Raw genomic sequence first — 19371 nt, 5'->3', positions numbered from 1 at the left:
CCGATGCTGGCGCTTCTCGCCGGGACCGGTGCGCTGCCGGGCGCGATCCTCGCGGAGCGCCCCGAGGCGCTGGTCTGCGAGATGGCGGGCGTGCCGGTGACGGCACCGAAGGGCACCGAGCGCCTCGACTACCGGATCGAGACGCTCGGCACGCTGCTGGAGGATCTGCGGGCACGGGGGGTGACCGAGATCTGTCTTGCCGGTGCGATGTCGCGTCCGCAGGTCGATCCGTCCCGGATCGATGCCGCCACAGCCCCTCTTGTGCCACGGTTGATGGCCGCCATGGGGCAAGGCGACGACGCGACGTTGCGCGCCGTGATGGCGCTTCTGGAAGAGCAGGGGTTTGTCCTGCGCGCGGCGCACGAGATCGCGCCCACGCTGCTCCCCAATGCCGGCCTGATGGGCGCCGTGCCTTTCACCGGAGCCCATGCGGCCGATGCGCGACGCGCATGGGCGGTGCACCGCGCCATGGCCAAGGCCGATGTCGGTCAGGCCTGCGTGGTGCGCGACGGGCTCTGCATCTCGGTTGAGGCGCTGCCGGGCACCGACTGGATGCTGGCCAGCCTCGCGGGCGGAGAGGCGAAGGGCGGGCTGCTCTACAAGGCGCCGAAGCCGGGTCAGGATCGGCGGGCCGATCTGCCGGTCATCGGCCCCGGCACGATCGCGGGCGCGGCGCGCGCGGGTCTCGGGGCCATCGCGATCGAAGTGGGCGGCGTGATGGTGCTGGAGCGCGCGGCGACCATCGCCGCCGCCGATCGTCACGGCATCGCGCTGATGGTGCAGGCATGAAGATCTTTGTCATCGCGGGAGAGCCCTCTGGCGATCGGCTGGGCCGCGCCGCGATGGCCGGGCTGAAGAGCCTCGCCCCGGACATCCGCTTTGATGGCATCGGCGGGCCAGGCATGGCGGCCGAAGGGCTCAAGAGCCGCTTTCCGATGGACGAGCTGTCGGTCATGGGCATCGCCGAGATCCTGCCCCGCTACCGCCATCTCATGCGGCGGCTTGACGAGACGGCGCGTGCGGTGATCGAGAGCCGGCCGGACATCCTGCTTACCATCGACAGTCCCGACTTCTGCCTTCGCGTGGCGCGACGGGTCAAGGCGGCCGGTGCGCCGGTACGATGTGTGCATTACGTGGCGCCCAGCGTCTGGGCCTGGCGACCCGGCCGGGCGGCGAAGATGGCGCGTAGCATCGACCAGGTGCTGGCGCTTTTGCCGTTCGAGCCTCCCTACATGGAAGCTGCCGGGATGGAATGCGATTTCGTCGGCCACCCCGTGGTGACCGACCCGCAGGCGAGCCCCAAGGAGGCGGATGCCTTCAGGGCGCGTCACGGGATCGGCGATGCGCCGCTGGTGCTGGCGCTGCCCGGCTCGCGGCGTGGCGAGGTTCAGCGGCTCTCGGAGACTTTCGGTGGAGCGCTGGCACGCGTGCAGGCGGCGTTGCCGGAAACCCGCGTCGTATTGCCCTGTGCAGCCCCAGTCGCCGATCTGGTGCGCGCCGAGACAAGGACTTGGTCGGTCGCGCCGCTGCTGATCGATCCCGCGCAGGACCCGGATGGCGCCGAAAAGCGCGCCGCGTTTCGGGCCGCCGACGTAGCGCTCGCGGCGTCAGGCACGGTGTCGCTTGAACTGGCCGCGGCGGGGACGCCCATGGTCGTGGCCTATGACATGGGTTGGATCTCACGCGCCATCATCGGAAGGATGCTGCTGACCGATACGGTGACATTGGTGAACCTGGTGAGCGAGACCCGCACCGTTCCGGAATACATCGGCAAGGATTGCCGTCCCGAGCCGATCGGTCGGGCATTGCTGCGTCTTCTGGAGCGGCCCGAAGCCCAGCGCCACGCGCTGGCCAAGACCATGCGGCGGCTGGGCGCCGGGGGTGAGCCGCCCGGCCTGCGGGCGGCACGCGCCATCCTCGACCGGATGCGCTGACAAATTTCTTCGAAGAAATTTGCCAAAACTCTTGGAAGAGTTTTGGTCCCGCCTCAGCGGCCCTTCCAGATCCAGCCACCGCCGAGCACGCGGCTGCCTTCGGTGGCATAGAACACGCAGGCCTGGCCGGGAGAGACGCCCTGTTCGGGCGAGAGCAACTCGACCTCGGCCTCCGTCTCATTGGTCGGACGGATCACCGCCGGGGCCGGCGGGCGGGTCGAGCGGACGCGCACGAGCACTTCGCGTTCCTTGGCATCTGTGAAGCTACCGCCGCCAATCCAGTTGATTTCCTTGAGCGGCACGCGCCGCGTCGCCAGCATCTCCTTGGGTCCGACTACGACGCGCCGCGCCTCCACGTCGAGCTTCACGACGTAGAGCGGCTCGTCTAGACCGCCGATACCCAGACCCCGGCGCTGGCCCACCGTATAGTGGATCAGCCCCCGATGCTCGCCCAGCACTCGCCCGTCGACATGCACGATCTCGCCCGGCTCCGCGGCACCGGGGCGCAGCTTCTCGATCACGGCGGCGTAGTTGCCATTGGGCACGAAGCAAATGTCCTGGCTGTCCGGCTTGTCGGCGACCGAAAGCCCGTAGCGTGCGGCCAGCGCCCTGGTTTCAGCCTTCGACTTCAGCCCGCCCAGCGGAAAGCGCAGGTAGTCAAGCTGTTCCTGCGTGGTCGAGAACAGGAAATAGCTCTGGTCGCGGTTCGCATCGGCGGCCGAATGGAGTTCGGCGCCCGCGGCGCCCATCTCGCGGCGGATGTAGTGGCCGGTCGCCATGCAATCGGCGTCGAGATCCTTGGCGGTGGCCAGCAGGTCCTTGAACTTCACCCGCTCGTTGCAGCGGATGCAGGGCACCGGCGTCGCGCCAGCGAGATAGCTGTCGGCGAACTCGTCGATCACCGCCTCGCGGAAGGTGTTCTCGTAGTCGAGCACGTAGTGCGGAAAGCCCATCGCCTCGGCCACGCGTCGTGCATCGTGGATGTCGCGCCCGGCGCAGCAGGCGCCCTTCTTGGCCAGCGCCGCGCCGTGATCGTAGAGCTGCAGCGTCACGCCCACGACGTCGTAGCCTTCCTCCTTGAGCTGGGCGGCGACAACGGAGCTGTCGACGCCGCCCGACATCGCCACGACGACGCGGGTCTGCGAGGCGGGCTTGGCAAAGCCCAGCGAATTGAGCCCGGTGGTGGCGAAGCTGTCGAGCGGCATGGGACGATCCTTGGCGCAGGGTGGAGGCGCGCGCGAAGCGGCGATCGGGCCGCAATATAGGAAAATGCCCCCCATTTCCAACCCCCCGGCTTCACCGCTCCTTAGCCCTGGCGCGCGCAGGGTCGGAGCCGGGGTGAGAGGAGGGTGAAAATGTATCTACGGAAAGTCGAGGGGCCGCGGGCGGTGACGCTGCCTGACGGGCGCATCCTGACGCGCGCAGACCTGCCAAGCCCGGATACGGAGCGCTGGGTCGCCTCGCGCAAGGCGCGATTATTGTTGGCGATCACCGTGGGTCTCGTTTCACGGGACTATGCGATCGAGACCTACGGCCTGTCCGAGGAGGAGCTGCAAAGCTGGGAAAGACTGGCGAGGCGTCATGGCCCCGAGGGACTGCGCGTAACGACTATACAGAAGTATAGACAACCGTGAGGTGCAGTGGCATGGTTGACCCAGGGTAATACGGTGTTAACCGTCCGGTGGCTTACTCGCCGGCGATGGTTGAACCCGGAGCACGGAGGGTAAGGAATGCGCGTCTTGCTGGTTGAGGACGACCCGACCACGTCGAAGAGCATCGAGCTGATGCTCACCCATGCCAACCTGAACGTCTATGCGACGGATATGGGGGAGGAGGGGATCGACTTGGCGAAGCTCTATGACTACGACCTGATCCTCCTCGATCTGCACTTGCCGGACATGACCGGCCACGAGGTGCTGCGTCAGCTCAGGCTGCACCGGGTTTCGACGCCGATCCTGATCTTGTCGGGCGACGACGACACCGAGAGCAAGCTGAAGGGGTTCGGCTTCGGGGCGGATGATTACCTGACAAAACCGTTCCACCGCGACGAGCTGGTGGCGCGCATTCATGCCATCATCCGTCGTTCCAAGGGACACGCGCAATCGGTGATCGTCACAGGGGAGGTTGCGATCAATCTCGACGCCAAGACGGTGGAGGCGGGTGGGCAGTCGGTGCATCTCACCGGCAAGGAGTACCAGATGTTGGAGCTGCTGAGCCTTCGCAAGGGCACGACGCTCACCAAGGAGATGTTCCTCAACCACCTCTATGGCGGCATGGACGAGCCAGAGTTGAAGATCATCGACGTGTTCATTTGCAAACTGCGCAAGAAGCTGGCCCAGGCCACCGGGGGGGCGCACTACATCGAGACGGTCTGGGGGCGCGGTTACGTGCTTCGCGATCCGGAACCGGCGCGGGAGGTGCCGCCGCTGGCCATCGGCGCCTGAACCGCCCCGGCATCTGGACGCTCCCCCGCCGGACTTCTAAGTTCGCCGCGCGGGCAGCTCGGCCCGTAACGGGGACCGGGAGACGGCTTTGACGGCGGAACAGGATCTGCGGGCGATCGAGGTCGCGACGCTCACCGAGGCGCAGGCGAAAGAGGAGCTCGAAAGGCTCGCCGCCGAAATCGGCGCGGCCAACACGGCCTATCACGTCGAGGATGCCCCCGAGATCAGCGACGCCGCCTATGACGCCTTGCGCGCGCGAAATGCCGAGCTCGAGGCGCGCTTCCCGGCGCTCAAGCGCCACGACAGCCCCTCGGAACAGGTGGGCGCGGCACCCGCCGAAGGTTTCGGCAAGGTGCCCCACGCGGTGCGGATGCTGTCGCTCTCCAATGCCTTCACTGACGAGGAGGTGACCGAGTTCGCGATGCGGGTGCGCAAGTTCCTCGGCCTCGCCGAGGACGCGCCGCTCGATTTCACGGCCGAGCCCAAGATCGACGGGCTGTCTCTGTCGCTGCGATACGAACAGGGGCGTCTGGTGCGCGCTGCTACACGCGGTGACGGTGCCGTGGGCGAGGACGTGACCGCCAATGCACGGACCATCGACGACATCCCCGAGACGCTGGAGGATGCACCCGACGTGCTCGAGGTACGCGGCGAAGTCTATATGAGCCATGCCGATTTCGCCGCTCTCAATGCCCGCCATGCCGAGCGCGGTTCGAAGACATTCGCCAATCCGCGCAACGCCGCCGCGGGCTCGCTGCGTCAACTCGACCCTGAGATCACGAGGCTCAGGCCGCTGCGCTTCTTCGCCTATGCTTGGGGCGAGCTTTCCGCACCGCTGGCCACGCATCAATACGACGCCATCGCTCGACTTCAGGAGCTGGGATTCTGCACCAACCCGCTGACCCGGCGCTGCGATACGCCGGACAAAATGGTTAAGGCATATCGCGAAATCGAGGCCAAGCGCGCCGATCTGGGCTATGACATCGACGGCGTGGTCTACAAGGTCGATGACCTCTCGTTCCAGCGTCGCCTTGGTATGCGTTCGACCACGCCGCGCTGGGCGCTGGCGCACAAGTTCCCCGCCGAGCTGGCCTGGACCACGCTGGAGAAGATCGAGATCCAGATAGGCCGTACCGGCGCGCTATCGCCGGTGGCGCGGCTCAAGCCGGTGACGGTCGGGGGCGTCGTCGTCTCGAATGCCACGCTGCACAACGAGGATTACATCAGGGGCCGCGATTCCAAGGGGATGGAGATCCGCGAGGGACGCGACATCCGTGAAGGCGACCGAGTGCAGGTCTACCGCGCCGGCGACGTGATCCCGAAGATCGCCGATGTCGATCTCGGACGCCGTCCCAGAGACAGTGTTCCCTATGTGTTCCCGGATCATTGCCCCGAATGCGGCTCCGCCGCGCCGCGGGAGGAGGGCGATGCCGTCCGTCGCTGTACCGGGGGGCTGATCTGCCCGGCCCAGGCGGTCGAGAAGTTGCGCCATCTCGTGAGCCGCGCCGCCTTCGACATCGACGGGATGGGCGCCAAGCAGGTCGAGCAGTTCTATCGCGATGGCTGGATCAAGGAACCCGCCGACATCTTCATGCTCCGCGAGCGCTACGGCACGGGGATGCAGCAGCTCAAGAATCGCGAGGGGTGGGGCGAGAAATCCGCCGCCGCGCTGTTCGACGCGATCGATATCGCCCGCAAGGTGCCGCTGGGACGGATGCTGTTCGGCCTAGGGATCGCGCATGTGGGGGAAGTGGCCGCCAATGTCCTTGCCCGGCATTTCGGAACATGGGACGCGCTGATCACCGCCGTCGACGCCGCCGCCAATGAGCCCGCCGCGCAGGCCGAGGACGACAAGGCGCGCAAGGCGGTCCTTCCCGACAGTCCGAGCTGGGCCGAGATCACCGGTATCGACGGTATCGGCTTTACCGTAGCAGTGAGCCTTGTGACCGCGCTGAGCCAGGAGGCGGAGCGCGCCTCGGTCGATCGGCTGGTGGCGCAGCTCGAGATCCAGCCGGCCGAGAAGCCGCGCACCGAGAACAGCCCCGTGGCGGGCAAGACCGTGGTGTTCACCGGTACGCTCGAGAAGATGACCCGCGCCGAGGCCAAGGCCCGTGCCGAACAGCTCGGCGCCAAGGTCGCGGGCTCGGTGTCGGGCAAGACCGACCTGCTGATCGCGGGACCCGGCGCCGGCTCCAAGGCGGCCAAGGCCGAAGCTCTGGGCGTCGAGGTGCTCGACGAGGATGGCTGGCTCGCGCTGATCGGCGACGCATGAGCGTCAAGGGCCGCCCCGAGATCCTGTTTCCGCTTTTCGGGGACATCCAGAAGCTCAAGGGCATTGGCCCCAAGAGCGTGCCCGCCTTCGAGGCGGCGGGGCTGGCGCGGCCCCGCGACGTTCTGCTGACGCTGCCGCATTCGGGCATCGACCGGGCCCGCAAGGGCAGCATCCGCGAGGTAGTGCCGCCCGCCGTGGTGACGGTCGAGGTCGAGGTGGTGCGCCACCACGCGCCTGCGGCAAAGGGGCGGCCCTGGCGGGTCACGGTGGAGGATAGCGAGACCGCGTTCCAGCTAGTCTTTTTCCATGCCAAGGGCGATTACGTGCCGCGGCTGCTGCCCATCGGGGCGCGACGCGTCGTCTCCGGCAAGCTAGAACTGTTCGACGGGCTGGCGCAGATGGTGCATCCCGATCACGTGCTGCCGGTCGAGAAGGAGGAGGAGATCCTCGCCTTCGAGCCGGTCTACCCGCTGTCGAACGGGATCACCCAGAAACAGATGGCGCGCGCCGCGCAATCGGCGCTGGGCCTCGCTCCCGACCTGACCGAATGGATCGATCCAGGCCTCCTGCAGCGCGAGGGCTGGCCTTCTTGGCGCGAGGCGCTGGGCCGGGCGCATCAACCCCAAGGGGTAGCCGATCTCTCGCCCACCCATCCCGCGCGGCTGCGCCTTGCCTATGACGAACTGCTGGCGCACCAGATCACCCTTGCGCTGGCCCGTGCCACCGCGCGCCGGTCGCCGGGACGAGCCAGCATCGGCGACAAGCGGCATCGCAGGCGCGTCCTTGCGGCGCTGCCCTATGCGCCCACGGGGGCACAGGCCCGTGCGGTGGACGAGATCGCCCGCGACATGGGAGCGGAGAGCCGGATGAACCGGCTGCTTCAGGGCGATGTCGGGTCGGGCAAGACGCTCGTGGCGCTGATGGCGCTGCTCGTCGCGGTCGAGGCAGGCGGGCAGGGCGTGATGATGGCCCCCACCGAGATCCTCGCCCGTCAGCACCTCAAAGGCCTGCAGCCCTTGGCCGAAAGCGCGGGCGTGGTGATCGAGCTGCTCACGGGACGTGACAAGGGAGCCGAGCGCCGCCGCAAACTCGAAGCCTTGGCCGAGGGGCGTATACAGATCCTCGTCGGCACCCATGCGGTGTTCCAAAAGGACGTGGAGTTCCGCGACCTGCGCCTTGCCGTGATCGATGAACAGCACCGCTTTGGCGTGGCGCAGCGGATGGAGCTTGGCGCCAAGGGTCGTGGCGTCGATGTTCTGGTGATGACCGCCACGCCGATCCCGCGCAGCCTCGCGCTCACACAGTACGGCGACATGGATGTAAGCGTGCTCGACGAGAAGCCCCCGGGGCGTACGCCGGTCATCACGGCGCTGGTCTCGACCGAGCGGCTGGGCGAGGTGGTCGAGAAGCTGCGTGCCGCCGTGGCGGAGGGGAGACAGGCCTATTGGGTCTGTCCCCTAGTCGAGGAGAGCGAGGTTTCCGACATGACGGCGGCCGAGGAACGGTTCAAGCATCTGCGCGCCGCGCTGGGCGAGGGCGTGGTGGGGCTGGTGCACGGGCAGCTGGCCCCCACCGACAAGGATGCCGCCATGGCGCGCTTCGTCGCGGGCGAAACCAAGGTGCTCGTCGCCACCACGGTGATCGAGGTCGGCGTCAACGTGCCCGCCGCCTCGATCATGGTAATCGAGCGGGCTGAGAATTTTGGCCTCGCGCAGCTGCACCAGCTTCGGGGGCGCGTCGGACGCGGCAGCGCCAAGTCCACCTGCCTGCTGTTGTACCAGCCGCCCCTTGGCGAGACCGCGCGCCGCAGGTTGGAGATCATGCGCGAGACCGAGGACGGCTTCCGCATCTCCGAGGAAGACCTCTCGATGCGCGGCGCGGGCGACGTGATCGGCACTGCGCAGTCCGGCCTGCCGCGATTCCGCATCGCCGATCTGGAACGCCATGCCGGGCTGATGGCCTTGGCGCAGAGCGATGCGCGCACGCTGCTGACCATCGATCCCGCCTTGGAAGGAGAACGCGGACGTTCCACACGTGTTCTCCTTTGGCTCATGGAGCAGGATCGGGCGATCCGGCTGATCTCTGTCGGCTGAAAAATTCATGTAGAATACAGAGCACTACCTCGGCCTAGCGGCAATGTTCTCATAAAGTTCTTTACAGCAGTCGCCTCGTATGGGAACAAAGCAGCAACAGGAGCTTGCAGAGAGGAGACGCGGATGGCCCAGGAACTCAAACTTGCAGTGAACCGCTCTCGCGACACCCTCGTTGCCGACGCGCTGGGCGCGGCGTCTCTGATGATCCTGTTGTTCGTCGGATTGTGGCTGCCCGGCCTGATCTGATCTGCCCGGACCCTTTGCCGGTCGCCGCAGCCCTGATCCCGCGGGGTAATCGCGGCGGATCGCCCATCCGTCGCCCCGAAGCCATGCTTCGGCGCGCGGCCGGAGCCCCGAAGGGTCCCGCCTTCGCCGCCGCCATCCCGAAGGATGCGCGGCGGCTTTTTTCGTGCTGTCAGACTGCAGCGCGTCGGCGCGCTTCGGCTTCCTCTACCGCTTGGGTCACCGCCTCGATCGCCAGTAGAATCGAGGCATGCCGATTGCGGTATTCCCGCGCGGGCAGCAGCACCTCGAACCCGTCGAAGGGGGCATCGGGCACCGGAGCATTTTCGGTCAGCATGGCGCGCAGCTGGTCGCGGGCATGGGCCAACTCGCCATGGTCGCGCCCGATCACGGCGCCGCCGACGATCGCCGCCGCCGCCTGACCCAGCGCGCAGGCCTTCACATCCTGCCCGTACCTGCTCACCCGGCCATCCTCGACCGTCACATCGACCGTTACGGTCGAGCCGCACAATGGCGCGCGCCGCTTCACCGTGGCGTCGGGCGCATCCAGCCGCTCGGTCAGCGGCATCTCCGTCGTCAACGCGAGGATGCGCTGCGAATAGAGCTTGATCAGGTCGGTCTCGCCGCTGGCGCGCTCGGTCATGTTTGCCTCTCGTCAGTCGTGCCTCTAGATAGGCACGACGCCCCGGGATGCAAAAGGTTTGTGCCGATGTTCGACCCCAAGACGCTTCGCTACGACGCCAACGGGTTGATCCCCGCCATCGCGCAGGAGACCTCCACGGGCGAGGTGTTGATGATGGCCTGGATGAACGCGGCCTCGATCGAGAAGACGCTCGCCTCGGGTCGCGTCACCTACTGGTCGCGCTCGCGGCAGGAGTTCTGGGAAAAGGGCGCAACCTCGGGCAACCAGCAGGTGCTGGTCGAGATGCGCCTCGATTGCGACCGTGACTGCCTATTGTTGCAGGTCGAACAATCCGGTCCTGCCTGCCATACCGGTCGGCGCAACTGCTTCTACACCGCGATCCGCGAAGGTGAGGAGGTCGAGTTGGCCCGGCCGATGGCGTGAGGCTGGCAGCGTCGCCTTTGCGTATTTGAAGAACAAAGTAGCCTAGAGGCCGATCATCTTTCGGATATCGGCCGGGCTTGCCCCCTCGGCGCGGTAGAGGCCGATGGCCCGCGCGTCGTCGCGCTTGGCGAGACGGCGGCCGGTTTCGTCGCGGATCAGGCGATGATGGTGGTAATCGGGGACCGGTAGATCCATCAGCCGTTGCAGCGCCACATGCAGCGGCGTGGCCTCCAGCAGGTCGCGGCCGCGCACCACTTCCGTCACACCCTGGTCCGCATCGTCGATCACCACCGCGAGATGGTAGGAGGTGCCCATGTCGCGCCGCGCCAGAACCGGATCGCCGACGCTTTCGATCAATGCGGCGGGGTCGATCTCACGTTGGCCGGGATCGGTGCCGGTCTCGGTCCAGCGCAGACGGCCGTCGATCCGCCTCATCGCCTGCCGCAAGTCGAGCCGTAGTGGCATATCCTCGGGCAACGGCCCCGAGCGATCATGGCCACGGCAGGTGCCGGGATAGATCATGCCGTCGGGCCCAAAACGTGGCCCGCCTTCCTGTGGGGCCGAGGCAGCTTCCAATATGTCGCGCCTATTGCACGAGCAGGGATATAGGAGGCCTTCGGCCCAGAGACGTTCAAGCACTGCGCGGTAGTCAGAAATACGCTCCGACTGCCGCATCACCGGCTTGGGCCACTCTAGACCGAGCCAGCGCAGATCGTCGTAGATCCGCCGCTCCCATTCGGGCTTCGACCGCTGGCGGTCGATATCTTCGATCCGAAGCAGGAACGTGCCGCCCTCGGCCCGCGCATGGGCCGTCAGCGCCGAGAAGGCGTGGCCCAGATGCAGAGGCCCGGTGGGCGACGGCGCGAAGCGGGTGACTCGCATTCAGCCGCGCTTCACCGCGCTTTGGTGAATGATCAGCCATGCCAGCAGGATGAAGATCGGGTGGCCCAGACCGCCCGAGATCAGGATCGCCGGGAACCAGATCACCAGCACCACCATGCCGAGGATCACCCGACCGGTGAGCATGATGGCGACGGGCGGTAGCAGCAGCGCGAGGATGTAGAGCATCAATCGTCCATTCGTTGTCTGCCCCCGAGATGTGGTCACGGGGGCCGCGCGGCAAGGGTTCAGGCGCCGACGTCCGCCACGGAGGTTTCCTGCGCCGCGAGCCAGCCCTGCCAATCATCCTTGGCACGGTCAGTATAGCCCTTGTAACGGTCCTTGCGGCCGCGCCGCCCGCCGCGCACGCCGTCGAGCGGCGGGAACAGCCCGAAATTCACGTTCATCGGCTGGAACGTCTTGGCCTCGGCGCCGCCAGTGATGTGGGTGACGAGCGCGCCCATCGCCGTGGTCTGCGGCACCGCGGGCACCGAGCCGCCGAGGATCTCCGCAGCGGCGAGGCGACCCGCCAGCAGCCCCATGGCCGCGCTTTCGACATATCCTTCGACACCGGTCACTTGGCCGGCGAACCTGATGTTCGGCCGAGCCTTGAGCCGCATTTCCGCATCCAGCAGCGTCGGACTGTTAAGGAAAGTGTTGCGATGGATCCCGCCCAGCCGCGCGAAACGCGCGTTCTCGAGGCCTGGAATCATACGGAAAACATCGGTTTGCGCGCCGTACTTCATCTTCGTCTGGAAGCCGACGATGTTGTAAAGCGTGCCGAGCTTGTTGTCGCGGCGCAACTGCACCACGGCGTAGGGCTTGTTTTCCGGATCGTGCGGGTTGGTCAGCCCCACCGGCTTCATCGGTCCGTGGCGCAACGTCTCGCGCCCGCGCTCGGCCATCACCTCGATCGGCAGGCAGCCGTCGAAATAGCCCGCCGTCTCGCCCTCGTGGAACTCGGCCTTGTCGGCGGTAAGCAGCGCGTCGATGAAGGCTTCGTGCTGGTCCTTCGTCATCGGGCAGTTGATGTAGGCGGTACGCTCTTCCTCGGTCTCGCCCTTGTCATAGCGCGACTGCAGCCATGCTTTCGACATGTCGATGCTCTCGGCATAGACGATGGGGGCGATGGCGTCGAAGAAAGCCAGCGCGCCGGTGCCGGTCACCTTCGAGATCGCATCGGCCAGGGCCGGCGAGGTCAACGGCCCGGTGGCGAAGATCCAGTGCCCGGTCTCGGGCAGATCGGTGATCTCCTCGTAGCTGACCGTGACGTTGGGATGCGCCTTGAGCTGCGCCGTGACATCGGCGGCAAAGGGATCACGGTCGACGGCCAGCGCGCCACCCGCCGGCAGGCGGTGCCGGTCGGCGGTCGACATGATGAGACCGTTCGCGGCGCGCATCTCCCAATGCAGCAGGCCCACCGCGTTTTGCTCGTCATCGTCCGAGCGGAACGAGTTAGAGCAGACCATCTCGGCAAGGTCGCCGGTGCGGTGCGCGAAGGTGCCGGTCTTGGGGCGCATCTCGTGCAGGATGACGGGGATGCCGGCATTGGCGGCCTGCCAAGCGGCTTCGGAGCCGGCCATGCCACCGCCGACGATGTGAAGAGGTTCTGTCATGGCGCCCAGATAGGCGCAGCGGCGGCCAATGAAAAGCCCCGTCCGGCGGACCGGACGGGGCGTTGCCTCACTCGGCGTCGTCCTCCGGCGCCGCGGCCTCGACCGCGTCCACCGCGTCGCCCTGATCGGCGATCCGCGCCACCGAGACGACCTCTTCGCCGCGCCCGGTGTCGAACACCTTCACGCCGCCGGCCGAACGGGAGCGGAACGAGATCCCGTCCACCGGCACCCGGATCGATTGGCCGGCGGAGGTCACCAGCATGATCTGATCCCCTGTCTCGACCGGGAAGGCCGAAACAATCGGTCCGCCGCGCATCGCCTTGTCTGTGGCGTTGACGCCCATGCCGCCGCGACCGCGGACCGGATAGTCATGGCTCGACGACAGCTTGCCGGTGCCGCGGGCCGAGATGGTCAGGATCAACGTCTCGGAGGCCGACATCTCGGCATAGCGCTCGGGCGACAGCGCCCCGGCGACGATGCCCTCGTCATCATCCTCGGCCTCGGCATCGTCGGCGATCCCCGCCATGGCGCGGCGCATCTTGAGATAGGCCACTCGCTCGGATGCCTCGGCTTCGAAATGCGGGATCACGGCCATCGACACCACGTGGTCATCATCCGACAGGCGGATGCCGCGTACGCCGGTCGAGGAGCGTCCTTGGAACACCCGCACATCGGTGGTGCGGAAGCGGATCGCTCGGCCGGAATCCGTGACCAGCATCACGTCGTCATCCTCGGACGCGATGCGCGCGTTCACGAGGCTGACATTCTCGGGCAGCTTCATCGCGATCTTGCCGTTGCGCATGACGTTGGTGAAGTCCGACAGCGCGTTGCGGCGCACGTCCCCCGCCGAGGTCGCAAAGACGATCTGCAGGTCCGACCAGTCCTCCTCGGGGCGGTCGACCGGCATGATCGCCGCGATCGAGACGCCCGTGGGGATCGGCAGGATGTTGACGATCGCCTTGCCGCGCGCGGTGCGGCTGCCGAGCGGCAGGCGCCAGCACTTGAGCTTGTAGACCATGCCCTCGGTCGTGAAGAACAGCATTTGGTCATGCGTGTTCGCGACGAAGAGCGAGGTGACGACGTCGTCCTCCTTGGTCTGCATCGAGCCCAGGCCCTTGCCGCCGCGCCGCTGGGAGCGGAACTCGGCCAGCGGCGTGCGCTTGATGTAGCCGCCCTGGGTCACGGTGACGACCATGTCCTCGCGCTCGATGAGGTCCTCGTCCTCCATGTCGCCGGCCCAGTCGACGATCTCGGTCCGGCGTGGCACCGCGAAGAGATCGCGCACCTCGCGCAGCTCGTCGCGGATGATGGTCAGGATCCGCTCGCGCGACGACAGGATGTCGAGATAGTCGCGGATCTTCGCGGCCAGTTCCTGCAGTTCGTCGGTGACCTCCTGCACGCCGATCTGGGTCAGGCGTTGCAGCCGCAGTTCGAGGATCGCCCGGGCCTGCGCTTCCGACAGATTGTAGGTGCCATCCTCGTTCACCGGATGGAGGGGGTCGTCGATCAGTTTGATGTACTCGATGATCTCATGCGCGGGCCAGGCGCGGGTCATCAGCTTTTCGCGCGCGTCGCCCGCATCGGCCGAGGACCGGATCGTGGCCACGACCTCGTCGACATTCGACACCGCGACGGCGAGGCCGCACAGGATGTGGCTACGTTCGCGCGCCTTGCGCAGCAGGAACGCCGTGCGCCGCGCGATCGCGTCTTCGCGGAAGTCGAGGAAGGCGGTCAGAAAACCGCGCAGCGTCAGCGTCTCGGGCCGACCGCCGTTGAGTGCCAGCATGTTGCAGCCGAACGAGGTCTGCATCGGCGTGAAGCGGAACAGCTGGTTCAGCACCACGTCGGGTGTCGCGTCGCGCTTGAGCTCGACCACGACGCGCACACCGTTGCGGTCGCTCTCGTCCTGCACATGGGCGATGCCCTCGATCCGCTTGTCGCGCGCGGCCTCGGCGATGCGGTCGATCATCGACGCCTTGTTCACCTGGTAGGGGATCTCGTCGACGACGATGGCGTAGCGGTCCTTGCGCAGTTCCTCGACATGGGTCTTGGCGCGGATGATCACCGAGCCGCGCCCTTCGAGATAAGCCTTGCGCGCGCCGGAACGGCCAAGCATCAGCCCGCCCGTCGGGAAATCGGGACCGGGGACGAACTCCATCAGCCCCTCGGAAGAGAGGTCCGGGTCGTCGATCAGCGCGAGACAGGCGTCGATGACCTCGCCGAGGTTGTGCGGCGGGATGTTGGTCGCCATGCCGACGGCGATGCCGCCCGCGCCGTTGACCAGCATGTTCGGAAAGCGGGCCGGAAGCACGGTCGGCTCGCGGTCCTTACCGTCGTAGTTGTCTTGGAAATCGACCGTGTCCTTGTCGATGTCCGACAACAGGAACGCCGCCGGGCGGTCCATGCGGACCTCGGTGTAGCGCATGGCCGCGGCGTTGTCGCCGTCCATGGAGCCGAAGTTACCTTGTCCGTCGAGCAGCGGCAGCGACATCGAGAAGTCCTGCGCCATCCGCACCAGTGCGTCGTAGATGGCTGAATCGCCATGCGGGTGATACTTGCCCATCACGTCGCCCACGGGGCGGGCCGACTTGCGATAGGGCTTGTCATGCGCGTTGCCGGTTTCGTGCATGGCGTAGAGGATGCGCCGATGCACGGGCTTGAGCCCGTCGCGCAGATCTGGGATCGCGCGGCTGACGATCACGCTCATCGCATAATCGAGATAGGAGGTCTTCATCTCCTCGACGATGGAGACCGTGGGGCCGCTGGGCGCGGGGCGCTCGGGCATGGAATCGTCGGTCTCGGGTGTGTCGGGAATGTCGCTCACGGGGGGAAAGCCTGCTGTCTTGTGACTGCTATATATTGTGAGCCAAACCTATAGCACCCGCGCCATATGGGGCGCAACAGAGGATGCCGCTGCCCGCTGGCAGCCGCTGGGCAGAGTGGCTAACAAACTGGGATAATTGACTTTTCGCAGTTCTATGCTGGAATCGAGATGCGGGGTCAAGCCCGCATGCCACGCAGGAGCCATTCGATGGCGCAGGACCTCTCGGAAACCGAACTGATGCTCAAGGGCTATGGGCTCACCACGGCCGAGCTATTCTACCGCATGCCCGACTACAGGCACGTGCTCAACAGCTTCGTCTGGCAGGAATACGACCTGGCGCCGGACCATCCGAGATTGTTCGAATTCATCGAATTCTGGCAGGACGAGATCGAGGGGCCGCTGCACTCGGTCCGTTTCACCCACCGAAAGCTGATCTCGCCGGGTGAGTGGCGCAACGTGACCGGCGAGTTCCATTATCATTGAGCGTGGCGCCGCGGGGAAGCCCCGGGGGCGCTGCCCCCGGTCCCCCGGCGTATTTCGGGAACAAAGTCGCTCAGGCGCCGCGCGGGGTTGGCCGGTCGAACACCCTGCGACCCATCAGCGAAGCCGCCAGTTCGACCATCAGCGCCGCGGTACGGCCGCGCTCGTCGAGCGAGGGGTTCAACTCGACGAGGTCGAGCGAGGCCACGAGACCGCTGTCGGACAGCATCTCCATCGCCAGATGCGCCTCGCGCACCGTCGCGCCGCCGGGCACCGTGGTGCCCACGGCGGGAGCGGCGGCCGGGTCGAGGAAGTCGACGTCGAGCGAAACGTGCAGGATGCCGTCGGCCTCCTGAACGCGGTCGAGGAATTCCGAGAGCGGGCGCGCGATGCCGATCTCGTCGATCATCCGCATGTCGACCAGCATCGCGTCGCCATCCTCGAGCGCGGCGCGCTCCTCGGGATCGACGCTCCTGAGCCCGATCATTCCGACCCGGCTCACCGGCACCGTGGCCGGCAACGGCGGAAAGGCGTCGAAGCCCTCGCGGCCCGTGACGTAACCTAGTGGCGTGCCGTGCAGGTTGCCGGTGGTGGTGGTGTCGGGCGTGTGGAAATCGCTATGCGCGTCGAGCCAGAGCACGAAGAGCGGGCGGCCGATCTCTTCGGCGTGAGCGGCCATCCCGGCCACTGTGCCGAGCGACAGCGCATGGTCGCCGCCCATGAAGATCGGAAAACCGTTTGGCGCCTGCTCACGCGCGGCGCGCATCAGGGCCGCGGTCCAGCCGACATTGAGCGCGAGCTCGTGCACCGCGCCATTGCGCGGCGGCGCGACCTCCACCCGGTCGGGGGCGACGTTGCCGATGTCGGTGACACCGTGGCCCAGCGAGGCGAGCGCCTCTGCGAGACCTGCGGTACGGTAGGCGTCGGGGCCCATGAGGCAGCCGCGGCGTCGCTTGCCGCAATCCACCGGGGCGCCGATGAGGATGCAATCTGTCATGCCGGGATCATGGCGTGCCCGCGGGGGCACGGGCAAGGGGTATCCTTGGGTCGCCCTGCCGCCGGTGAAGGGGCCCGTACGGCGGAGATCACGCTCAGCTGCGGCGCAGCGCGGCGACCCACAGGCCAACCAGCACCAGCGAGAACAGGGCATTCCAGCTCGCCATCGACAGACCGAACAACTCCCAGCTCACCACGTCGCACATCACCAGGCGCGGGCCGTCCATCGACAGCAGGTCGCCCCCCGACAGCGAGCCGAGGCTCTGGCCGGTGCCGGTGCAGCTCGCCGGGCCTTCCCACCAGTCGCGCTCGACCCCGGTGTGGAACACACCGATGGCGGCCGTGGTCACGGCGGCCAGCGCACCCAGAAGCGGCAGGACCCGGCCCGGCAGCATCAGCGCGATCAGGCCGATGACGATGGCGATGCCGTGCGGCCAGCGCTGCCAGATGCACATGGCGCAGGGCGGGTAGCCGAAGGCCTGGAAGATGAAGGCCCCGCCCAGCAACGCGGCCGAGCCGAGCGTCGCGAGAAGAATGGTCAGGGTGCGGCTCACAAGTACCTCGTCGCGTAGAAACCGGCGAAGAGCATGGCGCAGAAGACGGTGAAGACCAGACCCAGCCGCCGCTCGATGAAGTCCCGCGCGACGTCGCCGAACACGCGCAGGATCGCCGCCACGAGAAAGAACCGCGCCGCGCGCGCGATGATCGAGGACAGGATGAACACCGGCAGCGAAAGCCCGGTCACTCCCGACGCGATCGTGATCACCTTGAAGGGAAACGGCGTGACGCCGGCGACCAGCACGGCCCAGGCGCCCCAGTCATTGTAGCGCAGCCGGAACTCCTCGAATTTCTCGGCCTTGCCGTAGAGGTCGAGCACCCATTGTCCGAGGCTGTCGAATAGCGCCGCGCCGATCCAGTAACCCAGAAGTGCACCGGCCACGGAGGCCAGCGTGCAGACCAGCGCGATGACCCAGGCGCGGCGCGGCCGGGCGAGGATCATCGGGATCATCAGCGCGTCCGGTGGAATCGGGAAGACCGAGGATTCGGCGAAGCTGACCGCGCCAAGGGCGGGCAGGGCATGACGGTGACCCGCCAGAGAAATGGTCATGTCATAGAAACGGCGCAGCATGGAACTCGGGTCACCTCTGAAACGTCACTTGTTCAGGAACACGGCCCCGGCGCGGGGTCAACCGGGCAATCGCCCGCAGGGGAGAACGACGACATGAAATGGCGCGGACGCCGGGGCAGCGGCAACATCATCGACAGGCGCCGCTCGGGCGGCGGACGCGGCGTGGCCATCGGCGGAGCGGGCGGCTTCGGGCTACTGGCCATCGTGGTTGTCGGTTATTTCCTCGGGGTGGACCTGACGCCGCTTTTGGATGACGGGCAGATGCAGGGTGGCGGCGGCGAGATCACCGCCGCCGACGAGGAAGCGGCGCAGTTCGTTTCCGTCACCCTCGCCGACACCGAGGAGATCTGGGCCGACATATTCGCCAGCGAGGTAGGGAGGGCCTATGAGCCGGCCGAACTGGTGTTGTTCAAGGGGGCGACGCAATCGGCCTGCGGCGGCGCCTCGGCTGCCACCGGTCCGTTCTACTGCCCGCCCGAGGAGCGGATCTTCCTCGATACCGATTTCTTCACCACCCTCGACCGGCGGCTCGGCGCGGGCGGCGATTTCGCCGCCGCCTATGTCGTGGCTCACGAAGTCGCGCACCACGTGCAGAACGAGCTGGGCGTGCTGGGCGAGGTCAACGCCGTGCGCCAACGCAGCGACGAGGCCACTTCGAACGCGCTGTCGGTGCGGATCGAGCTTCAGGCAGACTGCTTCTCGGGCATCTGGGCGCGCCGGGCCGAGGCGATGTTCGGCTCGCTCGAGCCGGGCGACATCGAGGAGGCGATGAATGCCGCGGCCCAGATCGGCGACGACACCTTGCAGCGCGAGGCGGGGCGCACGGTGCGACCGGACAGTTTCACCCACGGCACCTCAGAGCAACGCCAGCGCTGGTTCGCGACCGGCTACGAGCAGGGCAGTCTCGAGGCCTGCGACACCTTCGCCACGGATCGCATCTGAGGCGCGTTGACGGGATCGCCGGGCCGGTCTATGCGGGTCGGGCTAGCCGGTGTGGCGGAATGGTAGACGCAGCGGATTCAAAATCCGCCGCCCACAAGGCGTGGGGGTTCGAGTCCCCCCACCGGCACCAGTGAAATCTCCAAGGCACTGTAACGCCTCGGCTTTTGATCGGATCAAGCCAAGGCGTAGTACATGCCGGAGTATATTTCTGCCCCCCACTGCTTTCTCAAGGGCGGCATCTTCTACTTCCAACGTCGGGTGCCGACGGAACTGAGACGCCACTACACCTCATCGAAGATCTCGTATTCGCTACAGTGGCAGCTGCACGAGCCGTACGAGCGGCCAACTAGCTCGATGAATATTGGGACCACCTCCGCAGTCAGGATGCGGACCTTCCAGGGAAGCACATGCTGCGACTGGAGTGGCTGATCCCCGTCAGCGGACCTCCGAGGG

General features: G+C 66.9%; 20 protein-coding genes and 1 tRNA gene. 12 read left to right on the top strand and 9 right to left on the bottom strand.

What is annotated here, in order from left to right:
- The first annotated feature begins 3 nt into the window (after positions 1 to 3).
- Together LOS8367_RS11440 and lpxB are read left to right on the top strand one after the other, a co-directional pair.
- Positions 4 to 789: an LpxI family protein gene (locus LOS8367_RS11440; protein WP_085896651.1), complete on the top strand. Its 786-nt coding sequence runs from the start codon at positions 4 to 6 to the stop codon at positions 787 to 789.
- On the top strand, positions 786 to 1934 hold the full coding sequence (gene lpxB, locus LOS8367_RS11435; RefSeq protein WP_085896650.1) for a lipid-A-disaccharide synthase: 1149 nt from the start codon (positions 786 to 788) through the stop codon (positions 1932 to 1934). The genes LOS8367_RS11440 and lpxB overlap by 4 nt, the downstream gene beginning before the upstream one ends.
- Positions 1935 to 1987: 53 nt before the next feature.
- Here lpxB and mnmA read toward each other — a convergent pair whose 3' ends face one another.
- Positions 1988 to 3139, bottom strand: coding sequence for a tRNA 2-thiouridine(34) synthase MnmA (gene mnmA, locus LOS8367_RS11430; protein WP_085896649.1), 1152 nt, complete (start codon positions 3137 to 3139; stop codon positions 1988 to 1990).
- A gap of 150 nt (positions 3140 to 3289) precedes the next feature.
- Between mnmA and sciP the strand changes: the two genes are divergently transcribed.
- The 5 genes from sciP to LOS8367_RS19385 all read left to right on the top strand — a co-directional run bounded on the left by sciP (position 3290) and on the right by LOS8367_RS19385 (position 8989).
- Entirely contained in the window at positions 3290 to 3568 is a 279-nt protein-coding gene (sciP, locus tag LOS8367_RS11425) for a CtrA inhibitor SciP (protein WP_085896648.1), read from the top strand.
- 96 nt (positions 3569 to 3664) lie between these two features.
- Positions 3665 to 4378: a response regulator transcription factor CtrA gene (gene ctrA, locus LOS8367_RS11420; RefSeq protein WP_085896647.1), complete on the top strand. Its 714-nt coding sequence runs from the start codon at positions 3665 to 3667 to the stop codon at positions 4376 to 4378.
- An 88-nt stretch (positions 4379 to 4466) separates the two neighbouring features.
- Entirely contained in the window at positions 4467 to 6650 is a 2184-nt protein-coding gene (ligA, locus tag LOS8367_RS11415) for an NAD-dependent DNA ligase LigA (RefSeq protein WP_085896646.1), read from the top strand.
- Positions 6647 to 8743, top strand: coding sequence for an ATP-dependent DNA helicase RecG (gene recG, locus LOS8367_RS11410; protein WP_085896645.1), 2097 nt, complete (start codon positions 6647 to 6649; stop codon positions 8741 to 8743). Before ligA ends, recG begins: the two co-directional genes overlap by 4 nt.
- Positions 8744 to 8866: 123 nt before the next feature.
- Entirely contained in the window at positions 8867 to 8989 is a 123-nt protein-coding gene (locus LOS8367_RS19385) for a hypothetical protein (RefSeq protein WP_269396285.1), read from the top strand.
- Positions 8990 to 9158: 169 nt separating this feature from the next.
- On the opposite strand, the gene LOS8367_RS11405 is transcribed toward LOS8367_RS19385, so the two are convergent.
- On the bottom strand, positions 9159 to 9629 hold the full coding sequence (locus LOS8367_RS11405; protein WP_085896644.1) for an iron-sulfur cluster assembly scaffold protein: 471 nt from the start codon (positions 9627 to 9629) through the stop codon (positions 9159 to 9161).
- A gap of 66 nt (positions 9630 to 9695) precedes the next feature.
- On the opposite strand from LOS8367_RS11405, the gene hisI reads away from it, so the two are divergent.
- The gene (gene hisI / locus LOS8367_RS11400; protein WP_085896643.1) at positions 9696 to 10052 is read left to right on the top strand and encodes a phosphoribosyl-AMP cyclohydrolase; all 357 of its coding nucleotides are present in this window, start codon (positions 9696 to 9698) and stop codon (positions 10050 to 10052) included.
- A 42-nt stretch (positions 10053 to 10094) separates the two neighbouring features.
- Here hisI and gluQRS read toward each other — a convergent pair whose 3' ends face one another.
- The 4 genes from gluQRS to gyrA form a co-directional block, all read right to left on the bottom strand.
- Positions 10095 to 10934 carry a tRNA glutamyl-Q(34) synthetase GluQRS gene (gene gluQRS / locus LOS8367_RS11395; protein WP_085896642.1) on the bottom strand — a complete coding sequence of 280 codons (840 nt, stop codon included), beginning with the start codon at positions 10932 to 10934 and terminating at the stop codon, positions 10095 to 10097.
- Positions 10935 to 11120: a hypothetical protein gene (locus LOS8367_RS11390; protein WP_085896641.1), complete on the bottom strand. Its 186-nt coding sequence runs from the start codon at positions 11118 to 11120 to the stop codon at positions 10935 to 10937.
- 59 nt (positions 11121 to 11179) lie between these two features.
- The gene (gene trmFO, locus LOS8367_RS11385; RefSeq protein ID WP_085896640.1) at positions 11180 to 12547 is read right to left on the bottom strand and encodes a methylenetetrahydrofolate--tRNA-(uracil(54)-C(5))-methyltransferase (FADH(2)-oxidizing) TrmFO; all 1368 of its coding nucleotides are present in this window, start codon (positions 12545 to 12547) and stop codon (positions 11180 to 11182) included.
- A 67-nt stretch (positions 12548 to 12614) separates the two neighbouring features.
- Complete coding sequence (gyrA, locus tag LOS8367_RS11380; RefSeq protein WP_207569259.1) at positions 12615 to 15371, bottom strand: DNA gyrase subunit A; 2757 nt, start codon at positions 15369 to 15371, stop codon at positions 12615 to 12617.
- 207 nt (positions 15372 to 15578) lie between these two features.
- On the opposite strand from gyrA, the gene LOS8367_RS11375 reads away from it, so the two are divergent.
- On the top strand, positions 15579 to 15854 hold the full coding sequence (locus LOS8367_RS11375) for an usg protein (RefSeq protein ID WP_085896639.1): 276 nt from the start codon (positions 15579 to 15581) through the stop codon (positions 15852 to 15854).
- Positions 15855 to 15924: 70 nt separating this feature from the next.
- Here LOS8367_RS11375 and rocF read toward each other — a convergent pair whose 3' ends face one another.
- The 3 genes from rocF to LOS8367_RS11360 form a co-directional block, all read right to left on the bottom strand.
- Positions 15925 to 16848 carry an arginase gene (gene rocF / locus LOS8367_RS11370; protein WP_085896638.1) on the bottom strand — a complete coding sequence of 308 codons (924 nt, stop codon included), beginning with the start codon at positions 16846 to 16848 and terminating at the stop codon, positions 15925 to 15927.
- Positions 16849 to 16942: 94 nt separating this feature from the next.
- Positions 16943 to 17401: a disulfide bond formation protein B gene (locus LOS8367_RS11365; RefSeq protein ID WP_085896637.1), complete on the bottom strand. Its 459-nt coding sequence runs from the start codon at positions 17399 to 17401 to the stop codon at positions 16943 to 16945.
- Positions 17398 to 17976 (bottom strand): YqaA family protein, encoded by a 579-nt coding sequence (locus LOS8367_RS11360; RefSeq protein ID WP_085896636.1) that lies wholly within the window; start codon positions 17974 to 17976, stop codon positions 17398 to 17400. The genes LOS8367_RS11365 and LOS8367_RS11360 overlap by 4 nt, the downstream gene beginning before the upstream one ends.
- Before the next feature lie 93 nt (positions 17977 to 18069).
- On the opposite strand from LOS8367_RS11360, the gene ypfJ reads away from it, so the two are divergent.
- The 3 genes from ypfJ (at position 18070) to LOS8367_RS19440 (ending at position 19347) form a co-directional block, all read left to right on the top strand.
- Positions 18070 to 18918 carry a KPN_02809 family neutral zinc metallopeptidase gene (ypfJ, locus tag LOS8367_RS11355; protein WP_085896635.1) on the top strand — a complete coding sequence of 283 codons (849 nt, stop codon included), beginning with the start codon at positions 18070 to 18072 and terminating at the stop codon, positions 18916 to 18918.
- A gap of 45 nt (positions 18919 to 18963) precedes the next feature.
- Positions 18964 to 19048, top strand: a tRNA-Leu gene (locus tag LOS8367_RS11350).
- A gap of 62 nt (positions 19049 to 19110) precedes the next feature.
- Positions 19111 to 19347: a DUF6538 domain-containing protein gene (locus LOS8367_RS19440; protein ID WP_306456261.1), complete on the top strand. Its 237-nt coding sequence runs from the start codon at positions 19111 to 19113 to the stop codon at positions 19345 to 19347.
- Positions 19348 to 19371 lie beyond the last annotated feature (24 nt).

This window comes from Limimaricola soesokkakensis (genome assembly GCF_900172345.1).
Classification (GTDB): Bacteria; Pseudomonadota; Alphaproteobacteria; order Rhodobacterales; family Rhodobacteraceae; genus Limimaricola; species Limimaricola soesokkakensis.
The sequence above is the reverse complement of the archived record's forward strand: the minus strand, read 5'-3'. Positions and strand labels throughout refer to the sequence as shown.

Bases quoted from the DNA above. Each gene is read 5' to 3' on its own strand.
- LOS8367_RS11440 (WP_085896651.1), top strand. From the start codon at position 4: ATGCTGGCGCTTCTCGCCGGGACCGGTGCGCTGCCGGGCGCGATCCTC.
- lpxB (WP_085896650.1), top strand. From the start codon at position 786: ATGAAGATCTTTGTCATCGCGGGAGAGCCCTCTGGCGATCGGCTGGGC.
- mnmA (WP_085896649.1), bottom strand. From the start codon at position 3,139: ATGCCGCTCGACAGCTTCGCCACCACCGGGCTCAATTCGCTGGGCTTT.
- sciP (WP_085896648.1), top strand. From the start codon at position 3,290: ATGTATCTACGGAAAGTCGAGGGGCCGCGGGCGGTGACGCTGCCTGAC.
- ctrA (WP_085896647.1), top strand. From the start codon at position 3,665: ATGCGCGTCTTGCTGGTTGAGGACGACCCGACCACGTCGAAGAGCATC.
- recG (WP_085896645.1), top strand. From the start codon at position 6,647: ATGAGCGTCAAGGGCCGCCCCGAGATCCTGTTTCCGCTTTTCGGGGAC.
- LOS8367_RS19385 (WP_269396285.1), top strand. From the start codon at position 8,867: ATGGCCCAGGAACTCAAACTTGCAGTGAACCGCTCTCGCGACACCCTC.
- LOS8367_RS11405 (WP_085896644.1), bottom strand. From the start codon at position 9,629: ATGACCGAGCGCGCCAGCGGCGAGACCGACCTGATCAAGCTCTATTCG.
- hisI (WP_085896643.1), top strand. From the start codon at position 9,696: ATGTTCGACCCCAAGACGCTTCGCTACGACGCCAACGGGTTGATCCCC.
- gluQRS (WP_085896642.1), bottom strand. From the start codon at position 10,934: ATGCGAGTCACCCGCTTCGCGCCGTCGCCCACCGGGCCTCTGCATCTG.
- LOS8367_RS11390 (WP_085896641.1), bottom strand. From the start codon at position 11,120: ATGCTCTACATCCTCGCGCTGCTGCTACCGCCCGTCGCCATCATGCTC.
- trmFO (WP_085896640.1), bottom strand. From the start codon at position 12,547: ATGACAGAACCTCTTCACATCGTCGGCGGTGGCATGGCCGGCTCCGAA.
- LOS8367_RS11375 (WP_085896639.1), top strand. From the start codon at position 15,579: ATGGCGCAGGACCTCTCGGAAACCGAACTGATGCTCAAGGGCTATGGG.
- rocF (WP_085896638.1), bottom strand. From the start codon at position 16,848: ATGACAGATTGCATCCTCATCGGCGCCCCGGTGGATTGCGGCAAGCGA.
- LOS8367_RS11360 (WP_085896636.1), bottom strand. From the start codon at position 17,976: ATGCTGCGCCGTTTCTATGACATGACCATTTCTCTGGCGGGTCACCGT.
- ypfJ (WP_085896635.1), top strand. From the start codon at position 18,070: ATGAAATGGCGCGGACGCCGGGGCAGCGGCAACATCATCGACAGGCGC.
- LOS8367_RS19440 (WP_306456261.1), top strand. From the start codon at position 19,111: ATGCCGGAGTATATTTCTGCCCCCCACTGCTTTCTCAAGGGCGGCATC.